The sequence below is a fragment of the Thermomonas aquatica genome (assembly GCF_006337105.1).
Lineage (GTDB): Bacteria > Pseudomonadota > Gammaproteobacteria > Xanthomonadales > Xanthomonadaceae > Thermomonas > Thermomonas aquatica.
Genome location: NZ_CP040871.1, coordinates 233,910 through 256,284 on the forward strand (window position 1 = coordinate 233,910; position 22,375 = coordinate 256,284).

At 64.2% G+C, this 22,375-nt stretch carries 27 protein-coding genes; 4 read left to right on the forward strand and 23 right to left on the reverse strand.

Going from position 1 to position 22,375, the window contains the following annotated elements:
* Positions 1-215 precede the first annotated feature (215 nt).
* Both FHQ07_RS01105 and FHQ07_RS01110 read left to right on the forward strand, forming a co-directional pair.
* The gene (locus FHQ07_RS01105; RefSeq protein ID WP_139714915.1) at positions 216-671 is read left to right on the forward strand and encodes a LexA family protein; all 456 of its coding nucleotides are present in this window, start codon (positions 216-218) and stop codon (positions 669-671) included.
* Complete coding sequence (locus FHQ07_RS01110; protein WP_139714917.1) at positions 664-1,962, forward strand: Y-family DNA polymerase; 1,299 nt, start codon at positions 664-666, stop codon at positions 1,960-1,962. Before FHQ07_RS01105 ends, FHQ07_RS01110 begins: the two co-directional genes overlap by 8 nt.
* A 178-nt stretch (positions 1,963-2,140) precedes the next feature.
* Here the strand turns inward: FHQ07_RS01110 and FHQ07_RS01115 are convergent, their stop codons facing one another.
* On the reverse strand, positions 2,141-2,398 hold the full coding sequence (locus FHQ07_RS01115; RefSeq protein WP_139714919.1) for a hypothetical protein: 258 nt from the start codon (positions 2,396-2,398) through the stop codon (positions 2,141-2,143).
* 348 nt (positions 2,399-2,746) lie between these two features.
* Here FHQ07_RS01115 and FHQ07_RS01120 point away from each other — a divergent pair, with 348 nt between their 5' ends.
* A complete protein-coding gene (locus FHQ07_RS01120) occupies positions 2,747-3,265 on the forward strand; it encodes a hypothetical protein (protein WP_139714921.1) in 519 nt (172 codons plus the stop codon).
* Positions 3,266-3,331: 66 nt separating this feature from the next.
* On the opposite strand, the gene FHQ07_RS01125 is transcribed toward FHQ07_RS01120, so the two are convergent.
* From FHQ07_RS01125 to FHQ07_RS01220, 22 genes are all read right to left on the reverse strand, one after another.
* Positions 3,332-3,751: a helix-turn-helix domain-containing protein gene (locus tag FHQ07_RS01125; RefSeq protein WP_240703521.1), complete on the reverse strand. Its 420-nt coding sequence runs from the start codon at positions 3,749-3,751 to the stop codon at positions 3,332-3,334.
* Positions 3,720-4,115, reverse strand: coding sequence for a type II toxin-antitoxin system RelE/ParE family toxin (locus FHQ07_RS01130; protein ID WP_139714923.1), 396 nt, complete (start codon positions 4,113-4,115; stop codon positions 3,720-3,722). The genes FHQ07_RS01125 and FHQ07_RS01130 overlap by 32 nt, the downstream gene beginning before the upstream one ends.
* A gap of 537 nt (positions 4,116-4,652) precedes the next feature.
* Positions 4,653-4,808, reverse strand: a complete 156-nt coding sequence (locus tag FHQ07_RS14245; RefSeq protein ID WP_168191427.1) for a hypothetical protein — start codon at positions 4,806-4,808, stop codon at positions 4,653-4,655.
* 325 nt (positions 4,809-5,133) lie between these two features.
* Positions 5,134-5,406: an HGGxSTG domain-containing protein gene (locus FHQ07_RS14695; RefSeq protein WP_425476930.1), complete on the reverse strand. Its 273-nt coding sequence runs from the start codon at positions 5,404-5,406 to the stop codon at positions 5,134-5,136.
* A complete protein-coding gene (locus tag FHQ07_RS01140; protein ID WP_139714926.1) occupies positions 5,390-5,704 on the reverse strand; it encodes a hypothetical protein in 315 nt (104 codons plus the stop codon). The genes FHQ07_RS14695 and FHQ07_RS01140 overlap by 17 nt, the downstream gene beginning before the upstream one ends.
* A gap of 1 nt (position 5,705) precedes the next feature.
* Positions 5,706-7,223, reverse strand: a complete 1,518-nt coding sequence (locus FHQ07_RS01145; protein WP_139714927.1) for a hypothetical protein — start codon at positions 7,221-7,223, stop codon at positions 5,706-5,708.
* Between the two features lie 477 nt (positions 7,224-7,700).
* On the reverse strand, positions 7,701-9,248 hold the full coding sequence (locus FHQ07_RS01150; RefSeq protein ID WP_168191428.1) for a YfjI family protein: 1,548 nt from the start codon (positions 9,246-9,248) through the stop codon (positions 7,701-7,703).
* On the reverse strand, positions 9,241-9,732 hold the full coding sequence (locus FHQ07_RS14250; RefSeq protein ID WP_168191429.1) for a hypothetical protein: 492 nt from the start codon (positions 9,730-9,732) through the stop codon (positions 9,241-9,243). Before FHQ07_RS14250 ends, FHQ07_RS01150 begins: the two co-directional genes overlap by 8 nt.
* Positions 9,729-10,160 carry a CHC2 zinc finger domain-containing protein gene (locus FHQ07_RS01155; protein ID WP_139714931.1) on the reverse strand — a complete coding sequence of 144 codons (432 nt, stop codon included), beginning with the start codon at positions 10,158-10,160 and terminating at the stop codon, positions 9,729-9,731. Before FHQ07_RS01155 ends, FHQ07_RS14250 begins: the two co-directional genes overlap by 4 nt.
* Positions 10,157-10,363, reverse strand: a complete 207-nt coding sequence (locus tag FHQ07_RS01160; protein ID WP_139714933.1) for a helix-turn-helix domain-containing protein — start codon at positions 10,361-10,363, stop codon at positions 10,157-10,159. The genes FHQ07_RS01155 and FHQ07_RS01160 overlap by 4 nt, the downstream gene beginning before the upstream one ends.
* A gap of 182 nt (positions 10,364-10,545) precedes the next feature.
* The gene (locus tag FHQ07_RS01165; protein ID WP_139714934.1) at positions 10,546-11,550 is read right to left on the reverse strand and encodes a hypothetical protein; all 1,005 of its coding nucleotides are present in this window, start codon (positions 11,548-11,550) and stop codon (positions 10,546-10,548) included.
* Between the two features lie 280 nt (positions 11,551-11,830).
* Positions 11,831-12,070, reverse strand: coding sequence for a hypothetical protein (locus FHQ07_RS01170; protein WP_139714936.1), 240 nt, complete (start codon positions 12,068-12,070; stop codon positions 11,831-11,833).
* Positions 12,067-12,261 carry a hypothetical protein gene (locus FHQ07_RS01175; protein ID WP_139714938.1) on the reverse strand — a complete coding sequence of 65 codons (195 nt, stop codon included), beginning with the start codon at positions 12,259-12,261 and terminating at the stop codon, positions 12,067-12,069. The genes FHQ07_RS01170 and FHQ07_RS01175 overlap by 4 nt, the downstream gene beginning before the upstream one ends.
* A 268-nt stretch (positions 12,262-12,529) precedes the next feature.
* Complete coding sequence (locus FHQ07_RS01180; protein ID WP_240703522.1) at positions 12,530-13,582, reverse strand: tyrosine-type recombinase/integrase; 1,053 nt, start codon at positions 13,580-13,582, stop codon at positions 12,530-12,532.
* Between the two features lie 322 nt (positions 13,583-13,904).
* Positions 13,905-14,579, reverse strand: coding sequence for a YiaD family glycine zipper/OmpA-like lipoprotein (locus FHQ07_RS01185; protein ID WP_139714942.1), 675 nt, complete (start codon positions 14,577-14,579; stop codon positions 13,905-13,907).
* Between the two features lie 98 nt (positions 14,580-14,677).
* Positions 14,678-16,180, reverse strand: a complete 1,503-nt coding sequence (locus FHQ07_RS01190; RefSeq protein WP_139714944.1) for a WS/DGAT/MGAT family O-acyltransferase — start codon at positions 16,178-16,180, stop codon at positions 14,678-14,680.
* A 61-nt stretch (positions 16,181-16,241) separates the two neighbouring features.
* Positions 16,242-17,369: an alanine racemase gene (gene alr, locus FHQ07_RS01195; RefSeq protein ID WP_168191430.1), complete on the reverse strand. Its 1,128-nt coding sequence runs from the start codon at positions 17,367-17,369 to the stop codon at positions 16,242-16,244.
* A 93-nt stretch (positions 17,370-17,462) separates the two neighbouring features.
* On the reverse strand, positions 17,463-18,860 hold the full coding sequence (locus FHQ07_RS01200) for a replicative DNA helicase (protein WP_139714948.1): 1,398 nt from the start codon (positions 18,858-18,860) through the stop codon (positions 17,463-17,465).
* A 327-nt stretch (positions 18,861-19,187) separates the two neighbouring features.
* Positions 19,188-19,643, reverse strand: a complete 456-nt coding sequence (rplI, locus tag FHQ07_RS01205; protein ID WP_139714950.1) for a 50S ribosomal protein L9 — start codon at positions 19,641-19,643, stop codon at positions 19,188-19,190.
* An 84-nt stretch (positions 19,644-19,727) separates the two neighbouring features.
* Positions 19,728-19,958 (reverse strand): 30S ribosomal protein S18, encoded by a 231-nt coding sequence (gene rpsR / locus FHQ07_RS01210; protein WP_139714952.1) that lies wholly within the window; start codon positions 19,956-19,958, stop codon positions 19,728-19,730.
* Between the two features lie 12 nt (positions 19,959-19,970).
* Positions 19,971-20,393 (reverse strand): 30S ribosomal protein S6, encoded by a 423-nt coding sequence (gene rpsF, locus FHQ07_RS01215; RefSeq protein ID WP_139714953.1) that lies wholly within the window; start codon positions 20,391-20,393, stop codon positions 19,971-19,973.
* 176 nt (positions 20,394-20,569) lie between these two features.
* Positions 20,570-20,911: a HesB/IscA family protein gene (locus FHQ07_RS01220; RefSeq protein ID WP_139714956.1), complete on the reverse strand. Its 342-nt coding sequence runs from the start codon at positions 20,909-20,911 to the stop codon at positions 20,570-20,572.
* Positions 20,912-20,974: 63 nt separating this feature from the next.
* Here FHQ07_RS01220 and asnS point away from each other — a divergent pair, with 63 nt between their 5' ends.
* The gene (asnS, locus tag FHQ07_RS01225) at positions 20,975-22,375 is read left to right on the forward strand and encodes an asparagine--tRNA ligase (protein ID WP_139714958.1); all 1,401 of its coding nucleotides are present in this window, start codon (positions 20,975-20,977) and stop codon (positions 22,373-22,375) included.

The following is a 22,375-nucleotide window of genomic DNA, read 5'->3' on the forward strand; positions in this document are numbered from 1 at the left end:
GGGCGGTTTCCGGCTCTGGACGCGGCCCGGATGGGCCAGATAGGGGATTTCCGATTCTCCCACGGCCCTGCCGTGGAACAACAACCTCCTAAGCGTGATCGCAGGTTCCACGCCCCAGTTCAGTCAAATACTAATGGCGAGGCATTGGGGCCGGGCGTAGCCTCTTCTCCCCGTGTCTCACCGTTTGAGTCGCGGGCCTTTCAGGATCACCCGCCATGCTCGCCCGACACATACCCGACCCCCCTACCTTGATCGGCCCCATCGGGGTCTTCACCGCCCGCTCGCTGCCCATGCTGGCCATGCGTGCGGCGTGTGGCTTCCCTAGTCCGGCGGAAGACTTCTTCCGCGAAGACGACCGACTCGATCTCAACGAAAAGCTCATTGCCAACCCGCCGGCCACCTTCTTTGCCTGGGCCGACTGCGGGGGCTCGATGGTGGACTACGGCATCCACGACGGTGATCTGTTGATCGTCGACCGTTCGATCAACCCGCGGCCCGGGCATACGGTGCTGGTGCTGTGGGAAGGCGGGTACACCGTCAAGCGGCTCGCCGTGCACGCTAATCGGTTCATTCTGCTGGCGAGCAAGGGGCATCCTGCCATCGTCGTCCCGGACGACATCGAGCTCGATGTCTGGGGTGTCGTGCGCAGCAACGTGCATTTCCATGTCTGAGCCGGCACCACGCTTCGGCCTGATCGACGGGAACACGTTCTATGTCTCGTGCGAGCGGGCGTGGGATGCCTCGCTACGGGACGTGCCTGCGGTCGTGCTCGGGAATGGCGATGGGTGTTGCATCGCCCTGTCGCCGGAGGCCAAGGCGCTGGGGCTCAAGATCGGCACTCCGATCTTCCAGGTGCCCGACGACATCCGCAGGCAGGTGCAGGTGCGTTCGGCCAACTTCGCGTTGTATGGCGATATCTCCGCCCGGATCGTGACGATCCTGCGCGACCTGTTCCCGCGGGTGGAGGTCTACTCGATCGACGAGAACTTCGTCGATGTCGAGGGCATCAAGGATCCGGTCGCGCTCTGCCTGGAAGCGCGTCGACGCATCCTCCAGTGGGTCGGGATCCCCTGCTGCGTGGGGCTCGGTATCACGCGCACGCTGGCCAAGGCGGGCAACAAGCTCGCAAAGAATCAGTCCAAGCGCGCCATCCGTGCTGGACGCCTCGCCGTGTTCCACGCCACGCCAGAGAACATCCACCAACTTTCGGTCGAGGATGTCTGGGGAGTGGGCCATCGCTATGCCGCTCGCCTCGCTAAGGAGGGCGTCCACACGGCAGCCGACCTAGCTGCGTTGCCAGAGGAGGCAGTTCGGAGTCGCTACGGGGTAGTGCTCGCACGCACACAGCAAGAGCTACGTGGCATCCCATGCGGCGACCTCGAGCTGGATGAGCCTGACCGCAAGCAGATCGTGGTCTCGCGGATGTTCGGCCGGGACGTGGTTGACCCATTCGATGCTCTGGCGACCTTCGCAACGGTGGCGTGCGAGAAGATGCGCGGCCGGGGCCTGGCCGCCGGCGCCCTTTGGGTCTGGCTGGACGGCAACGCTCACAAGGACGACGGGTTCCACGCCTCGCGCGCCGTGCCCCTCCCCTTCCCGACCCGCGACACGGGCGAGGTGCTACGCGCCGTTCGCTTCCTGTCCGAGACGATGATGAAGCGCGACCAGCTCTTCAAGCGTGGTGGCGTCGGCCTCGCTGATCTTGTTCGCAGCGAGCAGCGACAAGCCGACCTGTTCCACGGCCCAGATGAGCGCAGGGAACGCGGCATGGAAGTCATGGACCGCATCAACGCCAAGTTCGGACGCGGCACCGTAGGCGTTGGCACCACGGGCTGGAGGGTTGGTGGCCGTCGTCCAGGCGAGCCGATCAGGACGCCCAAGGACGCGCAGTGGCGCCCAACGCTGAAGTTCCTCTCGCCTTCCTACACGACGAAATGGAGCGAGCTGCTGCGGGTCCGGTAAGGCTGGGCGGCCCCGCCCGGCAGGACGTTCCCGCGGCGATTGCGGGCTTGCCTGCCGGCCGATGCCGAAGAGATCCCCCAACCGGATCCCCGGAAACTAAGCCAGGGCGCTGGGGGTGCAGCCCCCACGCTGGGATGAAACCATGCCCGATAGGCATGTGCAGCCATACGTGGGGGCTTCAGAAAGTGTAGTGCCATTCCCGGCCACCTGCATCTGCCACACGCACTAGTGCGGCGCGACCGATGTTCTCGGTGTTCATCGTGGCGGTCTGCCCGTGCTTGTTGGTGAACTTGCGTGACGGCTGCTCCTCACTCTGCGTTTGCAGAGTGAGGGTGGATTTCATGTCGGCGACCGTGTGCGGGCTGACATGCACACGTCGCGCGATTTCCTCGTTGCTCCATGTGCGCCACTCGTCATCCGCGAGCATCAGACTCACGGCATGGCGCTTGTCGGCATTGGCGCGCGGAGTCTGTGTTTGGGCCAGTGTGCGCTGCGTGTTTGCGGCAGTCCGCTATGGGCCCCTTTTTACGTAATTTCCATCCGAACGCAGCCAACGGGGAACTACATGGAATGCAACAATTGCGGAAGCGAGCTTCTCGCTGCGCACCGCTATTGCCCCTCGTGCGGGCATAGATCCGATCCGGACAGCTCTACTGCAACCTCTGAAGGTGAGCCAGCTCCCATAGATTCTCCTTTACCTCATTTCGGAAGGACAAAGCTGAAGTGGTGGGGAATGCTTCCCTCCGTGGCTAAAGGGCCTCTCATCCCTGCTGAATATGCTTGGTTGAAAGATGAGCTTGCGATCTCGGTTCATGAGAACTATCTCATCGTTACGCCAAGTGCTGATACGCACTCTGGGGTGGCGGACTTCGCCACAAGCGGTGCGATCCCACTACTCACACTGTTTGCTGGGCCTATGCGTATCGCAAAAGACAAACTAGCCAACGCGAACGAGGCTGCGTCTGACAGTGGGATGCAGCGAGCCTTTGATTCGAAGGCGATGCTGTGGGGCAAGGTGCAGGGGGCTCAGGTCTGGGAGTACTGCCAGCGCAAGTTCTTTGGGATGAAGACCCCTTCGAAGATCGCATTGAGATGCGACCTCTACTCGCCGAACGGCGCTGTGCCATTCCTGATTCCGTTGGTCAGGTCACAGGACACCCTGGTTCAAGATCCGGTTAGAGCGATTGGCTGCCCGCTTATAGTGAAGTTGGCCGACATTCGAGAAAAAGACATGCTGGGCGTATTCAATGACGCCATGCGTCGCTTCTACACGCAAGAGTGGTGCGAGGAACCGTTCCAGTAGCAGTACGACCCTCGCGAGGAGATTGGCATCGTCTAGATTTAAGTCGTCAACACGCGAAGGGCGCGCTCAAGCGAGCACTTCTAAACCCTTGCGCTGTACGAGATTCAAGAGTTTGAGTGCGGGGCCATCAGGATTCTTTTCCCCCGACTCCCATTGCGCAACGCTACTCTTGCTGACGTTCAAGTACATGGCAAAAACTGGCTGAGATACCTTTTCACGCTTCCGAAGGGCAGCAATTTGCGCTCCCGCAAATTTGACCACGGGTTCCAGGCAAAGCTTGTCAAATTCACGCATGGTTTCAACCTTCACCACGCCCGCCTTATGCAAGCCAGACATGGTCTCGTGAATGGAAGCCAAGATTGGGCTTGCGCTCTTCCTGACCGCCTTGACCTTAACCATCGTTACCTTCGCTCGCCGGGCCTTCGGACCGAGACGAGCCTTCTTAATGGCCACATCATTCGGCTTCTTCAACACCTTCATCGTCATCTTCAATCTCCGAAATCTCGCCAGCGGCAATAGCCTCCTCAATTTGCGCCTGAGTGAGCTTGCCAAACTCCTTCGCCATCTTTTTGAGCGCCTTTTCCTCTTTCTCGTCGATGTTGTCTCTCTGGCTCTTTGGGAATCCATACACGAAGAACAGGTGGTCGCTGGTTTTGTGCGTCACAAAGGTTCTGTAGCCACCGGATTTCCCACCTCCGTCTCTAGCGACACGCTTCTTAAACACGCCTCCACCAAGGTCAGCCTCATAGCTACCATCCAATACTTCTTGGGCTGCTTGGAACAACACCGAGTCTGGAATGCCGTTCTGGCGAGCGAAGCGACCAAACGCTTTTACCTTGTAAAAGGCCATCAAAGCTCCGTATTAAATATATCACTTAGTGGTACACAAATCAACAGGTTGGAGAGATGTCAAAAGAGGGCGCCATGCGCCTGCTGAGCGAAGCATAAGGGTGGCACCGCGCGGCAGGACATCCCCGGCACGATTGACGGGCTTGCCTACCAGCCGAAACCAACGGGGCCGGTCAGGTAGGTCGTTCCAGTCCGTATGATGCCTACACCATCAAAAGGACAAGGCGCCACCTTCTCGTTGAGTTCCGGGATGCCCTTCTCGCGCACCGTGATGGCGCGGCTGACGGTGCGTGCGCCGACCCCCGCCTTGTCCGCGAGCTTTTCGACCGTCCTACCAATGTCGGCACCTTGTTGCCGAACGGCGACAAGGTCCTATTTGCGACTGCCTGCGAGCGCAACCTGCCGCTCCCTCGCCTTGCGCTCCTCGAACGGCTTCATAGCCGCAACCGCACGAGCGAGCTGCGACGGCGTGAGGTGCCGACGCGCTGCGTTCTCGCCGGTGACGAACGGGAAGGGGTCGGCTTAGCGCCCTTGGAGTCTACGGCGTCTCGCTGATCTCGGGCTTGATGGTGTCCGGCACTGGCTCGATGTAGGGCGTCAGGCAGGGAATCCGATCAGACAGACCCAACGCCTTTCTGTGCGCCAGCACCTTGAACAGGTCGCGAATGTAAGCCTCGGTGTTCTGCTCAGACATTGCCGTCTCCAGACAAGGAACCCCCGCGATCCGCAGTCGGTCTTGCCCGATAAGCAAGAGGAGGCGGACCGCGAGGGTGACTCTTTGGATGCGAGCCGGGCCCAGCGCGTCACCGGCCAAAGCCGGCCCCCTTTTCCCTGGGGCCAAGGCGACAAGTGGATAGTAGCCAAAGACGAAGGCTCCGGTGCCCGCGTGCCAGTTCGGGTCCAACTCTCGGAGGTTGCGGGCTACCGCAGCCTTCGGGTTAGGTTACACCGGTGCCCGGAGACCGCTGGTGGTGGTTTTCGCAAAGCCCATGAGGAATGCGCGCGCACGCGCGTCACCGTCATGTCACCGGCTCGTCTCTGCTTCTCGGCAAGTTCATTGCAGCCCTAGCCTTCCCCTCAGCCGTTTTCGGTCCAGTCGAGAGCCCGCCGTGGTTCGGACAGCGAGCCTTACCGGGGACGACCTTGCGCACGCAGGGAAACCCCTTCCGAGTCTTGGCGCCACATAGCGGCCGATCGCGCTTTCGCATGCGCTTAGGACCAACCCGGCGGGGGCGGGTTGGAAAGGAGCCGTCCGGCTTCAACGGTGCGCGGGCCTCAGGCACGGCCGGCATGGGTGACTTCGCCTGGGAGGGTGACGGGCATGACCAGGCCGAGATGATCCGCCACCTCCTGCGCTGTCGCGTAGTCCTCGAAAGGCACGACCGTGTTGTCGAGTGCAAGCACCGGGAAGGCGTCCATCCCGGACCTCGTGATTTCGCACTGCGCGATGTGAACGTTGCCGATGAGCACCAGGATGCCGTCACCGGATGTTCCACCGCCGGCCACGACCCAGAAGCTGACCGTAATGCCATCCTCGGCACGCTCGAGGGCGAGGCTGGTGTTGTGCGAGTTGATGAAGTACCTGCCCACCTCACTGTTCCTGGACGTGCAGATTGCCGGCTTGGTCACGGTAAACGGGCCTGCCGCCCTTGGTGCCCACAAGCGTCATCCCTGCAGGTGCACCCGAGGTCAGGTGGTTGATCTGCTGCTGGAGCACAGCGACGCGCTGGTCATAGGCAGCCTTCGCTGCGTCATCACCCGCCATCGGCGGACTCTGCATCAACGTGTCGAGCTGGTCGTTCAAGGCTTGGTACTGCATGGCGGCGGTGATCTCGCCGTTGGCCTTGGCCACCTGACCCTGGACCGCCCGACCATCCTCGTAGCGCACCGGGCGCGCGATCGAGCCAGCAATCTGGATCATGTTGCCGGCGCGGTCCTGGTCATAGCGGGGCCGGGCGATCTCGGCGGCGAAGCCTTCGCGCGCGGTGGCGCCTTCCATGGCCGCGATGCGTTCAGCAGATCCACGGGCACCATCCGCACGGCTGGTCTGTCCTGCTTCCTGCAGGCTCGCGATGTCGAACTGGTTGTCACGCCCTGCCCGGCCTTGCACCGCGGCAGACGACTGGCCAGACAGCGCCGAGGCAAGCTGCGCTTGCTGACCCGCGATGTCCCCCAATGCCGCGGTCGCCGCACGCCCTGCCCGACCTCCGTGGGCTTGCACCAGCTCTTGCCGGAAGCGGGCCGAGTCGTTGTCGCTGATGAGCTTACGAACGATCTCCCGATCCTCGCGGGAGTTGTACTGCTCGGCCATCGCGTCCGGGCCCCGGACGGCGACGTTGGGCCGGGCGATGCCGGCCTGCTGCTCGTCGATGCGCGGATCGTTGACCGACAGGCCGTAGGTCGAAGCCACCTGCGGGCGTCCCAGCGGCGCGAAGGTCGGCGCGGGGATAACGGACTGCGTGGTGACCCCAACTGGAGCCCTGCCGCCCGCTGCAGCCGTCGCCGCTGCGACCGTCTCTCCCGTGCCGCTGAACTCGCGCACGCCGTTGGCACCCACGCGCATGGAGATCCCCGCCGGCAGGTTGGCCGTGCGGCCGTCACCCGTGCGAAAGGTCGTGGGTGTCGTGGGGGTGGCCACGGAACCACCGCCCTGCCCACCTTGCGGCGGTTTGGCGATCGTGCTCGCAGGGGTCTTGAACAGGCCGGCAGGCTCCGGATCGACACCAGCGAAGCGGACGCCGGGGAACTGCGGCTGGGCGACGGCGGGAGGGGCAGGCGCGGCAACAGGACGCGGCTGCGCCTGCTCCATCGCCTTTCCGATGTTGGCCATGCTGGCGTCGCGGCGGGCCTCCATCGCATGGAAGGCATCGCCCAAGGCGCGCACACCACGCATACCGAGGGAGTTGCGGACACCCTCAGCGTAGGCCGTCTCGCCGGACGCGGTGCTGGTGGGCGCAGCAATGGCCGGCTTGGTGGCAGGGGCGCCGAGCTTGGCCGCTGGCTTCACCAGTGTCGGCCGCGGCATGGCGCCGATCGACGGGCTGGCGATGGCCTGCTTCTTGGCCTGGTTGGGATCGTCGTTTGGGTCAAGCGGGTTCGTGATTGCCATGTTCGTGGGCATCCTGAAGGGAGGGAGATGGGGGCGGGGTCGGGATAGCGGTGCCAGCCTTGCGGTGGCGGCACCAGGGGCAGGCGATGACGTGCGGGGGGCAGCCAGACCACAGATAGACCGGACCGCAGCCGTGACAGGTGACGGGCTCCGTCCAGCCTGCTGGGACTACACCTGCAGCGAGATCAACATCGCGGCGCAAGGCGCGGATGTAGGCGAGAAGAGTTTCCTCGGGCTCGCCGACGCAAGCGGCCAAGTCTGCCCTGCTCAACCGGTGGACGACGCCAGGATCGACGCCCTCACGTTCCGCAACGCGAAGCATGCGAGGCAGTGGATCTAGGGAAATTTCGCCACGGGGGCCGTTTGGGTCACTGACAAAACTGACAAAACCGGGTTCTGTCAGTTTTGTCAGTTCATCGTTTGGCCCTGTCCCTGCATCTACCGCAGAGAGGGACGCCAATCGATCGCGCCACGCGCTCATGCCGCCCACCTGTATTCGACGGTTGGGCGGCCACCGGCATCACGGGAAGGTACGTTCGTTTCGTGGACGTGGCGGTACTCAGCGAGGGTGTCCAACCCGCCGGCCACCACCTCGGCATCGGTGAGACCAGCCCAGCCCTTCCGATAGACATCCCGAGCAGTGAACCCATCAGGCAAGCTCGTGCGCTTCTTCAGGAGTAGGTGCGCCGCACTCAGGCCGTTGTCGCTTGCCGGCGCGTAGATTCGACGGGCATGGCCCTCTAGGTACTCACACCAGCCCAGCGCTCGAGCCATTGCGTTCCCACTCACCGGCCCGGTTCCACCATCGGCCAGGTGCAAGATCAATGCGAGGCGCCCGGCAAGGCTCTGGTACTTGGCCAAGTGGCTCTCCATGTGTGGTGGCTCTGCCCCCTCCCTCAGCCGGGGCATCAACTCTTCTAGCCACTCGATGAACATGCTCTGCGCGTCGTCAGACAGAGGCAGGTACGCCACGTCACTAGAGCCGTCCCGGATGGCCCCGATGGCATCAACCTGCAGATTGCGCATGCGGGTGAACGCAGCGCGCGCCTCTGCCTCAGCAGCAGGATCAAGCGCGCGATCGGTGTATCTCCATGAACTCGGCAGGTCTGGGTAGACGGCGAGCTGGAATCGCTGCATGAGGCCGTCGTCGGCGAATCCACCGCGGACGGCACCTCTAACGTAGTCGGCAAGCTTTCCCGGCTGTGCGCCACCCAGCACGCTCACTGCGCAGGCTTCAATGCGGATCGTGCCGCGTCCGATGCGATCCACCGTGTAGCCGCCCGCGCCGTTCCAACACTCCAGCCAGAACGCCCGGTCAGACTCGCGCCCTTCGCGGTCCATAGTGGCCAGCCAGCCCATCAGTTCGTCGCGGAACTGGACGAGGCCGAGCGGGTTGGCGTTGAGCAACTCGCCAAGCTTCTCCACGGTGGCGTCGTTGACCACGATGCGGGGCTCCTCGGGGATCTTGTCCTCCGTCCTCTTGGTTCCCTGAAGTTGGTCGAGAACGTCCGCACGGTTGGCGCCTTTCTTCAGCGCCTTACGTGCGACTTCCTGAGCGTTGGATGCCTCCATCTTCGAGACCTCCACCATCGCCATGAACTCGTCGCGCTTGACCTCCCATGCCTCCCGCTCGGTGGCTTCCAGCTTCTCGAGCATGCGACGGGCCGGGCTGAGTGCCGGGCTCTTGCCGCTGCTCGGCCGTCCGATGACGCAACCCCAGAGAATCGGATGCTCGAACCAGGCAGCATTGCGCTTCATGCGTACGGCGATGCGACGCCCTCCCAGCGAGGACGCCAACGCGACCATCGCTGGGATGGCGGTGAAGTCCAATGGCACTTGGATGCTCTCTGCGGCGTCCTCACACCACCGGCGTACTGAATCGGGCAGTAGCGCCGAGTTGAGGCGCGGCACGGGCGGCAGTGGATTCGGCAAAGGCTCGGGTGAGGCACTGACAAAACTGACAAAACCTCCCCCTTCACCAATTTCACGTTCGGCACGGGCTTCCAGTGACATGTGTTCAGCCATGGACCACCTCCGGACGGAAGCGCGCAGGCGGCGGGCAGAGCACGTTGCGGGCGTTGGCGATGCGCGTCTCGGCGAGCTTGAGTCGGGCGTCGTCCTCTTCCGACAGGAACTGCCAGCGAACGAGTTGTTGCTGTGCCAAGTGCACGATAGCCGCCTCCTTGCACAGCACCTCCAGTGCTGCCTGCCACTGCGCAATTCGGGCACGCTCACGGGCATCTCGGCGCTCGGCATCCGTTGCCGGGCGCAGGCGTTCGGGGAACAGATCGCCCAGCGTCAGGCCAATGGAGCCAAGGACTTCGGATGGCGCGCAGCCGCCAAAGCAGTGCATCAACACTGCACCGTTGTCGGCCTCCGTGACGGACAACTTTGCCGACTTGCCGCCGCAGGATGGACACGGGCCACGGGAGCCCTTCCCCGCAGGCTTCATGGACTCCAGGCGGGACAACAGCAAGTCGATTGGGCGCATGGTGAGGGCGGCGGTCATGCGTTCCTCCCCAGCACTAGGAGGCGCACGGCATCGACAAATGCAATGCCGTAATGGCGCATGGCGAACCCCACCATATCGCCGTGGCCGCAGACCGGGCAGGACCAGACGCCCTTGGTGCCCGCGACATCAACCGTCAAGTTGCGGCCGCGGTCGGCGTGCATTGGGCACGGGGCGGTGCCGACGCCGTTGTAGATCACGATCTCCGGCACGTTCTGCGCGTACCACGACGACGGCATCGGCGTACGACCGCGCCAGTTGCTCGGCAGCCTGCCGGTGTTACCATTCCGCTTGAGGGTGTGCCGGTCAGCCACCTGGACGCCTTGATCGTTCGCAGCGATCAGGGCGTCGTCGTATTTGCCGGGCGGAGATCCGTAGAGTCGCGCGAGGTCACGGGTCGCGCGGCGCCCGTCGATAGCGGGCCTCATTCGGCCTCCTTCGCCAAACGGTCAGGCAAGGAGCGGAACTCGTCGGGGTCGATGTAGGTGCGTCGTCCGATGCGGATGACGTTCAACAGGCCTCGTTTGACCAGGGCATACCCCGTGGTCTTGGACATGTCGTGTGCTTTGCACGCGGGCACAAAGGCAACGAAAGCGGGCCGTTGCGCCGAAGGTGCGGAGGTGGGATTCATTACGGTCTCCGTTTGTGGAGAGCCGCTAAGGGCTAGCGGCGGCCGTGGTTGGCAAGTCACCAACTACAGTGCCGACGCTATCCGCCTAGAAAATGGTCCTGCAAAGATCCGGGAAGTCTCTGGAATGTCTCCGGCACTTCTACCCCATACCGCGCAGAAAGTGCGCGAAGAACGCTATCCCACTACCCCGCTTCCGCTGAAAGCCTCGATGAAATTGCGTCCAACTGGTTCTGAATCGCGCCATGCGATAGATGCTTCCATCCGGAGCCGTTGTTGTATTTGTATTTGCCGCCATCCGGTCGAATGAAATCTCTGTGCTCGGCACTCCTCGACAACCAGTTGATAATCTTCGGCGGCGTCACTTCGTTAGGCAACTTTTTCAAGCCATTAAGAGCAGCGATCACAAGGTGCTGAATCCTTTGCGCCTTGGGCGATGGATCGATCTCCTTCCATGCCCCAACAGATGACGCTTCCTGACCTATATCGACATTCGGGGCCGCCGGGGACAACTCGATCAACCGCGCGATCTCAGCAAACGCTTCGATTGCCAATTTCAGATTGCGGATCTCTGCAAGGTCTAGCTTTTGTGCCGCGTGATCTCCTTCGCTTTGCGCCCTTTCTAGAGCCTCACAGGTGCGCAATCCAGCTTCGGCAAGGACTGCCAGTGCGGAATCGGTATCGTCACGATTGAGGGCACCGATCAACCAGTCGGGAACGTACAGGAAGCCATTGGGATTTCCTCCTAGCGGCGCCGAGTCCATGTTGTTCAATGCCCAAGCCAAGGCCTGGTCTGTAGAGCAAGGGAACGACAATCGTCCCGGCCGAATGATGTTCTCGATTCGGAAGATGATCTCGTGCTCTTCTTCTAGACTCTCGGCGGCCAGAAGGGCTTCTTCCGATTGGTGCCAACGCACACCTGAGGATTCAATTACATAGTCTCGCGTGCCATTGGCGAAAGTCTCCGCGAACAATTTCCGAAACAGCAGGTGATCGATGACCCGCTGAGACTTCATCAAAGTTCCATCGCCTGGCTTGAGTCGGGCTCTTAGCTCCCGAAATTCGACTGGCAAAGCCTCAAGTGCAGCCGCATGCCTTCGCACAAAGTCATCCTTGGCGGCTTTCTTTTCGGCTTTTCGTCGTTCGGCATCTGCCGAAAGTAGACGATCTTCCAGCGACCTCTTAGCCATCGCGCACCCTCGCCCCTGAAAGATCCCGCGCCGGGCCGCCAGGGTGGGCGGCTGTTCGCTCCGTCGAGCTAGGCACGGGTGTTTGGCTAGGCCTTTCCTTCGGAGATGGGCATGCCCCAGCGCCTTACAAGGTCGGGATTTGCATCCAGTACCCTTTCGATCCGTTCGGCTAGCTGTTGAATGCGTTGGTGGTTGATCGTCACCCGAGGCGCAGGAGCCGGCCGCTCAGCCGTGCGTAGCATTCGCTCTCGTCTGGATGGAAAGCTGAGGATACTAGCGCTCATGGCTGCTTCCCCCGAGCCGCACGCAAGCGTTCTTCTGCGCTGACCTGCTCGACGGCAAGGCCCAATTGGTACATGAGGCCGGCGTAGCTGCTAATCGTCTCTGGGGCCATCTGGCCGGGGTCGCCTTTGCACATCAGCACATCACTCATGGCGTTGATCCAGCTCAGGTAGATCGAGCTATCCCACATGGCGAATGCCTGCGGCGCGACTGGAACACTATCCGTGGCGGTGCTCATCGGCTATGCACCTCGGGCCCACAGCATCCATGCTCATTCTCGCGAACATCCTCCAGGCTTTCCCGCGCCCGGCTCAACAGCTCAATCGCAGCAACATTCAGCCCGTCCACGTCGAACAGATCGAGTCCCTTGTGAACAACTGTTTCGTCATCCTCGGCATGTGATTTGCCATTGGAGTCTGCGTAGGCCAAGCCAAGCAGCACTCCTGCGGCGAACAGGCACCGATCGACCCGAGCCAACCGATTCGTAACCCCAGAGCTGAAGTGGCTCTGTCGCGCACGCCAGCGCATGTCACTACAGCCCTCAGTGGATGCGAAACGGAGCGGCTCCACGGGCTCGATAGGTTGGGTTGCTACACTTTGAATCGCCATGACTGTTACTCCATTTAACGGTTGTGGAAGGCGTGGCCGGGTGCCGCTAACACCCGGTCCCGCCGCTTAACCCTTCCGGGATTTTTCGCTAAACGAACTCCATGCTCGCAAGCTTCTCTCGGGCGGCCGCATGCACCAGATGCCCGTAGGTCTTGTTGATCATTTCGATGGACGTGCCGGTGAGTCGGGCCACCGTCACCACATCCATGCCGCTGCCGATCGCGTCCGTGATCCAGCAATGCCTCAGGGTGTACGCGACAACGTTGCTGGTCAGGCCGGCTTTTCGTGCAGCAGCTTTCACCTTCGGCGCCCAGGCTTGTGCGGTCCAGGCCTCCCCGCCGTCGGTGAACATGAGCGCCTTGGGCAGCTTGTCCTTGGCCAACCTGTCGAATAGCTCCTTCGCCGCGGGTGAGACCGGAATAATTCGTTCGCCAGTCTTGGTGCGGAATTTGACCGTCGTGCTTCGAGCGTCATAGTCCTTTCGCACCAGGACTGCGGGATCTCCCGGCCGGCAGCCGGTCAACGCGATGCAGGTGAGGAAGTTGCGTAGGTCGCCCTCTGCGGCCTCCAGCAGTGCCTTCCTCTCGGGAAGCGCGAGGTACACGTCACGTCGCCCGTCTGCGCTCTTGTGCGGCTTGATGGACGCCCACTCAACGGAGCGGTCCTGGGGGATCTCTCGGCGACTGACTGCGCGATTGAGCGCGGCCTTGAGCGAGGTGAGGTTTCGATTGAACGTCGCCTTGGAGGGCGCGGCTCGCTTGCGCCCCTTCATCTCTCCGGCCTCCATCCTGGCCATCCAGGCTTCCAGGTGCCGCTGGGTGAGCTTGTCGGCGCGCATGCTACCGATTGGGTCTGAGTGCACGATGCGGTCAAAGCGCTTGCGAGCGTCAGTTTCGGCGCGCTCGCGGCCTTCAGCCTTCAACGCGTCGGTGTAGTCGCGGCAAACGTCCGAGACAGTCAGCAGCCGGTCGGTCTGCACCCCGGCGTCAACGGCGACGCGCCAGCGCCGCGCCGCAACCTTTGCGGTTTCGTAGTCGTTCGTGGCCGATACGGCGCCGAGGGTCTGGTAGACCTGCTTGCCCTCCACATTGCGGTAGCGGGCGATCCAGTTGCCGCCCATGGCCAGGCGGCGGTAGCCCACGAAAAGGCCACGCTCTACAGGCGCACCCCAGTACGGCTCGCGTCGCGGTTCGAGCTCCGAACGGGTCTTAGCCTTGTCGATAGCGTGACGCGCCACTCAAATCGCCCTCAAAATATCCGTACGGAAACAGTACGGAAAGACGGGGGCGAACGCAAGCGGTCGAGCGCGGCCTATGAAATAAGGCTTATGCGGGTTTCAAGGTCGACTGCGAACACTGGCGGACGCTATTTATTGCCTTCGGACGCGGGTTCGATTCCCGCCACCTCCACCAATGCAAACGGGCCGCCCAAGGGCGGCCCGTTTTTTCCTTGCGCTGCCGGGATCAGGACTTCAGCGGCAGCAGGCGGATCTCGACGCGACGGTTGAGCGCGCGGCCGGAATCGGTGTCGTTGCTGGCGACCGGGTAGCGTTCGCCCATGCCCACCACCTCGAACCGCTCGCGCACCACGCCCTGCCCGATCAGGTAGCTGGAAACCGCGTTCGCGCGCCGTTCCGACAGGGTCTGGTTGGCGGCATCCGAGCCGACGCTGTCGGTGTGGCCGCTGACCTCGACGATGGTCTGGTTGTACTCCTTGAGGGTGTCGGCGATGGTGTTCAGCGCCGGGTAGAACTGCGGCTTCAGGTCGTACTTGGCGAAGTCGAAGGTCACCCCGTCCGGCAGGTTGAGCTTGATCACGTCGCCGTCGCGGCTGACGTCGATGCCGGTGCCGGCGGTCTCGCGGCGCAGTTCGGCTTCCTGCCGGTCCTGGTAGGCGCCGATGCCGCCGCCGGCGAGTGCGCCGATGCCGGCGCCGACCATCGCCCGCTGGCGCCGCTCGACCGCATCGTCGCCGCTGAGCAGGCCGGCGGCCGCGCCGATCGCCGCGCCGATCAGCGCACCGCGCTTGGTGCGGTTGGGATCGTTCGGATCGTTGGTCTGGCCGGTGTAGGTGGCGCAGCCGGCGGTGAAGGCCGCGAGGGTGGCGGCAAGCGCGGCGAGTTTGAGCTGGGACGTCATTGCACGGCTCCTTGTACGGAAATGTTCAGGCCAACCCTGAAGACGCACGAAAGGTAGGCGGGCGGATGTGGCTCGAATGTGAACGGGCGCATGCGCCGTTAAGCCGCGGTTGCGTCTTCCAGCAAAGCCGTCGCCGCCGCGGCGTCCAGCGGCACGTCCCAATTGCCCATCATCGCCAGGTACAGGAGCTTGTCGAATTCGGCGCCGAAGCGGCGGATCACCCCGTCCGGGTCCGGGATCAGGCGGGCGTCGCTGATCAGTCCGAAGTGCACCTGGCCGCGGTAGCTCAGGATCGACAGGCCGAGCCCGATCGAGCCGGTCTGCGGCACCCAGAACATCATGTCGCGCAGGGTGCAGCCGGCCATGTACAGCGGTTGCTGCGGCCCCGGGACATTGGTCGCCACCGCGCTGGCCTTGCGGCTGAACATTTCCAGCGCCAGTTCCTGCACCGCCGGCGGCGCGATGCCAAGTGCCGCTAAAAGGCCATATGCAACAATGGCTTGCCGTGAGTTTTTCAACTGATTCATACAATCGGCGACCCGCTCGAGGCGGCGCAGCGGATTGTCTTCGCCGACCGGCAATTCCAGGAACACCAAGCCGAAATGGTTGCCCAGCTTCTTGGCGTGTTCCAGCGGCCGCAGGTTGACCGGTACGGTGGCGCGCAGGGTCATGCCCTCCAGGTTCTCGCCGCGCTCGAGCATGTAGCCGCGCAGCGCGCCGGCCGCCGCGGCCATCAGCACGTCGTTGACCGTGCAGTCGCAGGCGCGGCCGACCGCCTTCACTTCCTCGAGGTCCAGCGGTTCGGCCCAGGCCACGCGCTTGCTCACGCCCAGCCTGCCGCGCAGCAGCGAGGGCGGATCGTCGGGCAATGCCAGCGCGGTGACCAGTTCGCGGGCGATCTCGCCGCCTTCCTTGGCGATCAGGCCGGCGAGCGTGGGGTCGCGGTACACCGCCATCCCCTGCTCCAGCATCTTGCCGCCGAGCTTCATGTACCTGTCGACCGCACCGACGCGACGCGCGACCGGCGCGGCATCCTGCTTCAGCCAGCTCTTGTCGAGCCGGCTGGCCCTGGAGGAGTCGCGGCTGGTGTCGGTCAGCGACAGCAGCACCTGCACCAGCGCGATGCCGTCGGCATAGCAATGGTGGATGCGCGCCACCAGCGCCGAACCGCCCTGGTAGCGTTCGACCAGGTGGAATTGCCAGAGCGGCTTGGTCGGATCCAGCGGGCTCGAGGCCAGCTGGCTGGCGAAGCGCTCAAGCGCCTTCTTTTCCGCAGCGGGACTGCCCTTGCCCGGCAACCCGGACAGGCGCACATGCCAGTCCAGGTCGAAATCCCCGTCTTCCACCCACTGCGCGCCGGTCGCGCCTTCCACCGGCTTCTGCTTGAACCGCGCATACGCCAGGAAGCGCTGCTGGATCACCTTTTTCAACTGCACCAGCGACATCTGCTCGGCGAACATCAGCACGCCGGTGATCATCATCGGATTGGTCGGCCGCTCCATCCGCAGCCAGGCGGTATCGACCCGCGACATGGGTTCGCGCTTCAGGCGCTTGGCAGGCCCCTCGGCGGCACGCTTCAAGCGCGGTTTCGACGTAGCCATCTGACCTCCCGGGATTGCCGCGAGTGAATCACGTACGCCCGCGCACGGTCAACGCGCGGCCTCAACCGCCGGAGTACACGCGCGGGATGCGTTCGTTGAGCCCGGTCAGGATTTCGTAGGGGATGGTGCCGGCCAGCCGCGCCACGTCCTCGGCGCGGATCGATTCGCTTCCCTGCGCACCGATCAATACCACTTCGTCCTCGTTGTAGGCGCTGCCATCCGGGCCCAGGTCCAGCATGAACTGGTCCATGCAGATGCGGCCGACGATGGGCAGGCGGCGCCCGTGCACCAGCGCCTGCCCGCGCGAGGACAGCGCGCGCGGGAAACCGTCGCCGTAGCCGATCGGGATGGTCACGATGCGGGTGTCGTGCGGCGCCGTCCAGGTGGCGCCGTAGCTGACCGTGCTGCCGGCCCGCACCACCTTGAAGTACACGACCTGCGAAACCAGCGACAGCGCCGGCCGCAGGTCGATGCTCGGCCGCGAGGCCGGATCCGGCAGCACCCCGTACAGCACGATCCCGGGCCGCACCATGTCCAGCCAGGTCTGCGGGAAGTGCAGCACCCCGCCGGAATTGGCGAGGTGGCGCAGCGGCAGCGGTGCGCCGATGCGCGCGAAGTGCGCGCAAGCGTCCTCGAAGCGTTCGAGCTGTTGCAGGGTCATCGGCGATGCCGGGTCGTCGGCGCAGGCCAGGTGCGAATAGATGCCCTTCAGCACGCACCATTGCGATGCCACCGCCGCTTCGATGAAGGGCCCGGCGGAATAGCCGTGCACCCCGATCCGTTCCATCCCGGTGTCGATCTTGAGGTGGATGACCGCCTTGCGGCCCAGCGATTCTGCCGCGGCCTCGGCCTGGCGTAGCTTGTCCAGCGAGGACACGGTGATCTCGAGGCCGTGGACGATGAACTGCGCGACCTGCGGGCCGAAGATGCCGCCCAGCACCAGGATCGGGGTGGCGATCCCCGCCTTGCGCAGCGCGATCCCTTCCTCCACGAAGGCGACGCCGAGCTGGTCGACGCCCTGCGCCTCCAGCTGCCGCGCCACCGGCACCAGGCCATGCCCGTAGGCATTGGCCTTGACGATGCCCATCACCGGCACCCCGACATGGGCGCGGATCGCCCGCAGGTTGTGCGACAGCGCGTCGAGGTCGACGCGGATGCGGGTGGGGCGTTGGCCGAGGGCGTCGCTCATGGCGCTATTCGACCACATCTCGCCGTTGTTGCCCCGCCGTCGAGGCGCCGATGCCGTTCTTCCCGGCGGCGCCTGCGGGAAACGGCGAAGGCGTTATTCGAAGCTGCCCACCGAATCGTGCGCCAGGTTGTCGAAGCGGGTGTATTCGCCGAAGAATTTCAGCTTGAACGATCCGGTCGGGCCGTTGCGCTGCTTGCCGATGATGATCTCGGCCAGGCCCTTGTCCGGCGAATTTTCCTTGTTGTAGTAATCGTCGCGGTAGATGAACACGATCATGTCCGCGTCCTGCTCGATCGCGCCGGATTCGCGCAGGTCGGCCATCACCGGGCGCTTGTCGGCGCGCTGTTCCAGCGAGCGGTTGAGCTGCGACAGGGCGATCACCGGCACGTTGAGTTCCTTCGCCAGCGCCTTCAGCGAGCGCGAGATCTCCGAGATCTCGGTCGCGCGGTTCTCGCTGTTGCCCGGCACCGCCATCAGCTGCAGGTAGTCGATCATGATCAGGCCGAGGTCGTGCTCGCGCTTGAGCCGGCGCGCCTTGGCGCGCAGCACGTCCGGCGACAGCGCCGGGGTGTCGTCGATGAACACCTTGATGTCGCGCATCAGCTGGATCGCGCTGGACACGCGGCTCCAGTCCTCGTCCTCCAGGGCGCCGGTGCGCAGGCGGGTGGCGTTGACCCGGCCGACCGAGGAAATCATGCGCAGCGCGAGCTGGCTGGCCGACATTTCCATCGAGAACACCGCCACCGCCTTCTTCGACTTCAGCGCGGCGTATTCGGCGATGTTCAGCGCCAGCGTGGTCTTGCCCATCGACGGGCGCGCGGCCAGGATCACCAGGTCGGTGGGCTGCAGGCCGGCGGTCATCTCGTCGAATTCGGTGTAGCCGCTGGGGAGGCCGGTGATGCCGCCGCCATTCGCGTTGCGGGTCTGCAGCACGTCGAAGGCTTCGATCAGCGCCTTGCGCACCGGGGTGAAGTCCTGCTTGCCGCGCGCGCCGGCCTCGGCGATGGCGAAGACTTCCTGCTCGGCCTTGGCCAGCAGTTCGGCGGAATCGCGGCCTTCCGGCTGGAAGCCGTCGTTGACGATGCCGGTGCCGACGTCGATCAGCTGGCGCAGCACCGCCTTGTCGCGGACGATCTCGGCATAGGCCTTGATGTTGGCCGCGCTCGGCGTGGTGCTGGCCAGTTCGACCAGGTAGGCGCCGCCGGCGACCTGTTCGCCTAGCCCCTGCGAATCGAACCACTCGCCGAGGGTCACCGCGTCGAACGGCTTGTTCTTTTCCGCCAGTTCGCGGATCGCGCGGTAGATCAGCTGGTGGTCGCGGCGGTAGAAGTCGGCATCGGTGAGCTGGTCGGCGACGCGGTCGAACGCGTTCGGATCCAGCATCAGGCCGCCGAGCACGGCCTGCTCGGCATCCACCGACTGCGGCGGCACCCGCAACTGTTCGATGCGGGTGTCGTACTGGTCGCGACGCTGCTGCGGTCGTGCGCTCATCAGGTGGAAAGCTCCCCGTTGCGGTGCGTCATCGCGCACCGCTTGTTCTTGTTCGATGGCAGGCATCGTAGGGCGCATCGCGACCGAAGCGTTGCAGACAAGTCGTGGGACATCCTGTGGATAACCCGTCTCACCGGCTGCGACCACTGGAAACCGGCAGCGCCAAGCCGCCTCGGTCGCCGATCCGCCTGCAGGGGCGAGGCAAGCGTTTGCGAAGCGGGTACTCGCGGCGCGTCCCAGCGACCGAGGCGGCTTACGCGGCGGGTATCTCCACGAACAAAACGGGCGCCTTGCGGCGCCCGTTCGGCATCACGATGCAAACGACGCTTACGCGGCGTCCGGCACCACGACCACCTTGAGCTTGGTCTCGACGTCGGCGTGCAGGTGCACGACGATTTCGTGCTCGCCGGTGTGGCGCAGCGGGCCTTCGCCCATCACCACTTCCGACTTGCCGACTTCGACGCCGAGCTGCTTGGTGATCGCCTCGGCGATCTCGCGCGGGCCGACCGAGCCGTACAGCTTGCCTTCGGTCGAGGCGTTGGCGCTGATGGTGACGCTGGCGTCGGCCAGCTTGGCCTGGCGCGCGTTGGCGCCTTCCAGCGAGGCCTGGGCCTTGGCTTCGTAGTCGGCGCGCTTGGCTTCGAACTCGGCCAGGTTGGCGGCGGTGGCCGGCACGGCCTTGCCCTGCGGGACCAGGAAGTTGCGGCCGTAGCCCGGCTTGACGTTGACCTTGTCGCCGAGGTTGCCGAGGTTCACGACTTTCTGCAGGAGGATCAGTTGCATTTCAGTGCTCCGTATTCGTTAGCGGCGCGCGCGGCGCCGCAACGGTTGCTGTCCGAATGGACGGGCTTGCTCGATGAGAGCAGGTCAGACGTTGTGGTTGTCGGTGTACGGGATCAGGGCCAGGAAGCGGGCGCGCTTGACGGCCGACTGCAGCTGGCGCTGGTACTTCGACTTGGTGCCGGTGATGCGGCTGGGCACGATCTTGCCGGTCTCGGTCAGGTACTGGCGCAGGGTGTTGAGATCCTTGTAGTCGATCTCGGTCACGCCCTCGGCGGTGAACTTGCAGAACTTGCGGCGGCGGAAGAACTTGGACATGTCGAGGATTCCTTAGGCGGCTTCGGCGGATTCGGTGTCGCCAGTGCCGACGGCACTGTCGCTCTCGTCGTCGCGGCGGCGGCGGTCGCCGCGCTCCGGCTTGTCGCCCTTCTCGTCCTTGTTCTTCATGATCAGGGACTGTTCGGTCACCGCGTCGTCGCGGCGCATCACCAGGTGGCGCAGCACGGCGTCGTTGAAGCGGAAGCCGTCGACCAGTTCGTCGAGCACGGCCTGCTCGGCTTCCACGTTCATCAGCACGTAGTGGGCCTTGACCAGGTTCTGGATCGGGTACGCCAGCTGGCGGCGGCCCCAGTCTTCCAGGCGGTGGATGGTGCCGTTGCCGGCTTCGATCGAGCCCTTGTAGCGCTCGATCATGGCGGGCACCTGCTCGCTCTGGTCCGGATGGACCAGGAACACGATTTCGTAATGACGCATTGTCGTTTCCTTGTGGATATCAACCGGCGATGCCGGATGGGATAGCCCTCGGCCACCTGTTCCGCGATGCGGTCGGGCGCGTTCGGGCAAGAACTCCCGCTGCATGCCTAGCAGAGCGGGAGCCCGATAGTATGGAGGATCAATGACTTGGGCGCAAATCCTGCGCCCGGGGCCGGTCAGGCGGCCTTGTCGGCGTCGGTGGTGAACGACTCGCCGCAGCCGCACTCGCCGGCCACGTTCGGGTTGCGGAACACGAACTGCTCGTTCAGCCCCTGCTTGATGAAGTCGATCTCGGTGCCGTCCACCAGCGGCAGGCTGGCGGCATCCACGTAGATGCCGATGCCGCCGGCGTCGAACACGGTGTCGTCCGGGTCCATGCCGCGGGCCATGTCCACCTTGTAGCCCCAGCCGGAGCAGCCGGTCTTGGCCACGCCGAAACGCAGGCCCAGCGCGGCCGGGTCGGCATCGAGGTAGCCCTGGATGCGGGCGTGGGCGGATTCGGTGAGGGTGATGGCCATGCGTGGATTGTAGCTCCGGTAAACTTCCCCTCCTATTTCGATGCTGGAACGCAGGATTTCAAGATGACGAGCATGTCGGTAGCCCAGGCATTGGCCGGACACGCGCCCGAGGGCGGGCAAGTGACCGTGAAGGGCTGGGTGCGCACCCGCCGCGATTCCAAGGCCGGCCTGAGTTTCGTCAACGTCAGCGACGGTTCCTGCTTCGCGCCGATCCAGGTGGTGGCGCCGGACACCCTGCCCAACTACGAGTCCGAGGTGAAGCACCTGACCACCAGCTGCGCGGTGATCTGCACCGGCACCCTGGTGAAGTCGCAGGGCCAGGGCCAGAGCTTCGAGCTGCAGGCATCGAACATCGAAGTCACCGGCTGGGTCGAGGATCCCCTCACCTACCCGATGCAGCCCAAGCAGCACTCGCTGGAATACCTGCGCGAATTCGCCCACCTGCGCCCGCGCACCAACCTGTTCGGCGCGGTCACCCGCATCCGCCATTGCCTGGCGCAGGCCGTGCACCGCTTCTTCCACGAGCGCCAGTTCTACTGGATCAGCACGCCGATCATCACCACCTCCGATGCCGAAGGCGCCGGCCAGATGTTCCGCGTGTCGACCCTGGACATGGCCAACCTGCCGCGCGGCAAGGACGGCCAGGTCGATTTCAGCCGCGACTTCTTCGGCAAGGAAACCTTCCTGACCGTGTCCGGCCAGCTCAATGTCGAGGCGTACTGCCTGGCGCTGAGCAAGGTCTATACCTTCGGCCCGACCTTCCGCGCCGAGAACAGCAACACCACCCGCCACCTGGCCGAGTTCTGGATGATCGAGCCGGAGATCGCCTTCGCCGATCTCAACGACGATGCCGACCTCGCCGAGGACTTCCTCAAGTACCTGTTCCGCGCGGTGCTGGACGAACGCGGTGACGACATGGCCTTCATCGCCGAGCGCGTGCAGAAGGACGCGATCACCCGGCTGGAAGGCTTCATCAACGCACCGTTCGAGCGCATCGACTACAGCGACGCGATCGGCCTGCTGCAGAAGTCCGGCAAGAAGTTCGAGTTCCCGGTCGAATGGGGCCTGGACCTGCAGACCGAGCACGAGCGCTGGCTGACCGAGGAACACGTGGGCCGCCCGGTGGTGGTGATGAACTACCCGGAACAGATCAAGGCCTTCTACATGCGCATCAACGACGATGGCCGCACCGTCGCCGCGATGGACGTGCTGGCGCCCGGCATCGGCGAGATCATCGGCGGCAGCCAGCGCGAGGAACGCCTGGACGTCCTCGACGCGCGCATGGCGCAGTTCGGCCTGGATCCGGAGCACTACGGCTGGTACCGCGATTTCCGCCGCTACGGCACCGTGCCGCATGCCGGTTTCGGCCTCGGTTTCGAACGCCTGGTGGTCTACGTCTGCGGGCTGGCCAACATCCGCGACGCGATCGCCTACCCGCGCGCGCCCGGCAGCGCGGAGTTCTAA

Coding starts and splice junctions, on each gene's coding strand:
- FHQ07_RS01110 (WP_139714917.1), top strand. CDS start 664: ATGTCTGAGCCGGCACCACGCTTCGGCCTGATCGACGGGAACACGTTC.
- rpsF (WP_139714953.1), bottom strand. CDS start 20,393: ATGCGTCATTACGAAATCGTGTTCCTGGTCCATCCGGACCAGAGCGAG.
- FHQ07_RS01145 (WP_139714927.1), bottom strand. CDS start 7,223: ATGGCAATCACGAACCCGCTTGACCCAAACGACGATCCCAACCAGGCC.
- asnS (WP_139714958.1), top strand. CDS start 20,975: ATGACGAGCATGTCGGTAGCCCAGGCATTGGCCGGACACGCGCCCGAG.
- alr (WP_168191430.1), bottom strand. CDS start 17,369: ATGAGCGACGCCCTCGGCCAACGCCCCACCCGCATCCGCGTCGACCTC.
- FHQ07_RS01165 (WP_139714934.1), bottom strand. CDS start 11,550: ATGGCTAAGAGGTCGCTGGAAGATCGTCTACTTTCGGCAGATGCCGAA.
- FHQ07_RS01105 (WP_139714915.1), top strand. CDS start 216: ATGCTCGCCCGACACATACCCGACCCCCCTACCTTGATCGGCCCCATC.
- FHQ07_RS01160 (WP_139714933.1), bottom strand. CDS start 10,363: ATGAATCCCACCTCCGCACCTTCGGCGCAACGGCCCGCTTTCGTTGCC.
- FHQ07_RS01190 (WP_139714944.1), bottom strand. CDS start 16,180: ATGGCTACGTCGAAACCGCGCTTGAAGCGTGCCGCCGAGGGGCCTGCC.
- FHQ07_RS14245 (WP_168191427.1), bottom strand. CDS start 4,808: ATGTCTGAGCAGAACACCGAGGCTTACATTCGCGACCTGTTCAAGGTG.
- FHQ07_RS01155 (WP_139714931.1), bottom strand. CDS start 10,160: ATGAGGCCCGCTATCGACGGGCGCCGCGCGACCCGTGACCTCGCGCGA.
- FHQ07_RS01150 (WP_168191428.1), bottom strand. CDS start 9,248: ATGGCTGAACACATGTCACTGGAAGCCCGTGCCGAACGTGAAATTGGT.
- rpsR (WP_139714952.1), bottom strand. CDS start 19,958: ATGTCCAAGTTCTTCCGCCGCCGCAAGTTCTGCAAGTTCACCGCCGAG.
- FHQ07_RS14695 (WP_425476930.1), bottom strand. CDS start 5,406: ATGCCGGCCGTGCCTGAGGCCCGCGCACCGTTGAAGCCGGACGGCTCC.
- rplI (WP_139714950.1), bottom strand. CDS start 19,643: ATGCAACTGATCCTCCTGCAGAAAGTCGTGAACCTCGGCAACCTCGGC.
- FHQ07_RS01125 (WP_240703521.1), bottom strand. CDS start 3,751: ATGACGATGAAGGTGTTGAAGAAGCCGAATGATGTGGCCATTAAGAAG.
- FHQ07_RS01170 (WP_139714936.1), bottom strand. CDS start 12,070: ATGAGCACCGCCACGGATAGTGTTCCAGTCGCGCCGCAGGCATTCGCC.
- FHQ07_RS14250 (WP_168191429.1), bottom strand. CDS start 9,732: ATGACCGCCGCCCTCACCATGCGCCCAATCGACTTGCTGTTGTCCCGC.
- FHQ07_RS01185 (WP_139714942.1), bottom strand. CDS start 14,579: ATGACGTCCCAGCTCAAACTCGCCGCGCTTGCCGCCACCCTCGCGGCC.
- FHQ07_RS01130 (WP_139714923.1), bottom strand. CDS start 4,115: ATGGCCTTTTACAAGGTAAAAGCGTTTGGTCGCTTCGCTCGCCAGAAC.
- FHQ07_RS01200 (WP_139714948.1), bottom strand. CDS start 18,860: ATGAGCGCACGACCGCAGCAGCGTCGCGACCAGTACGACACCCGCATC.
- FHQ07_RS01220 (WP_139714956.1), bottom strand. CDS start 20,911: ATGGCCATCACCCTCACCGAATCCGCCCACGCCCGCATCCAGGGCTAC.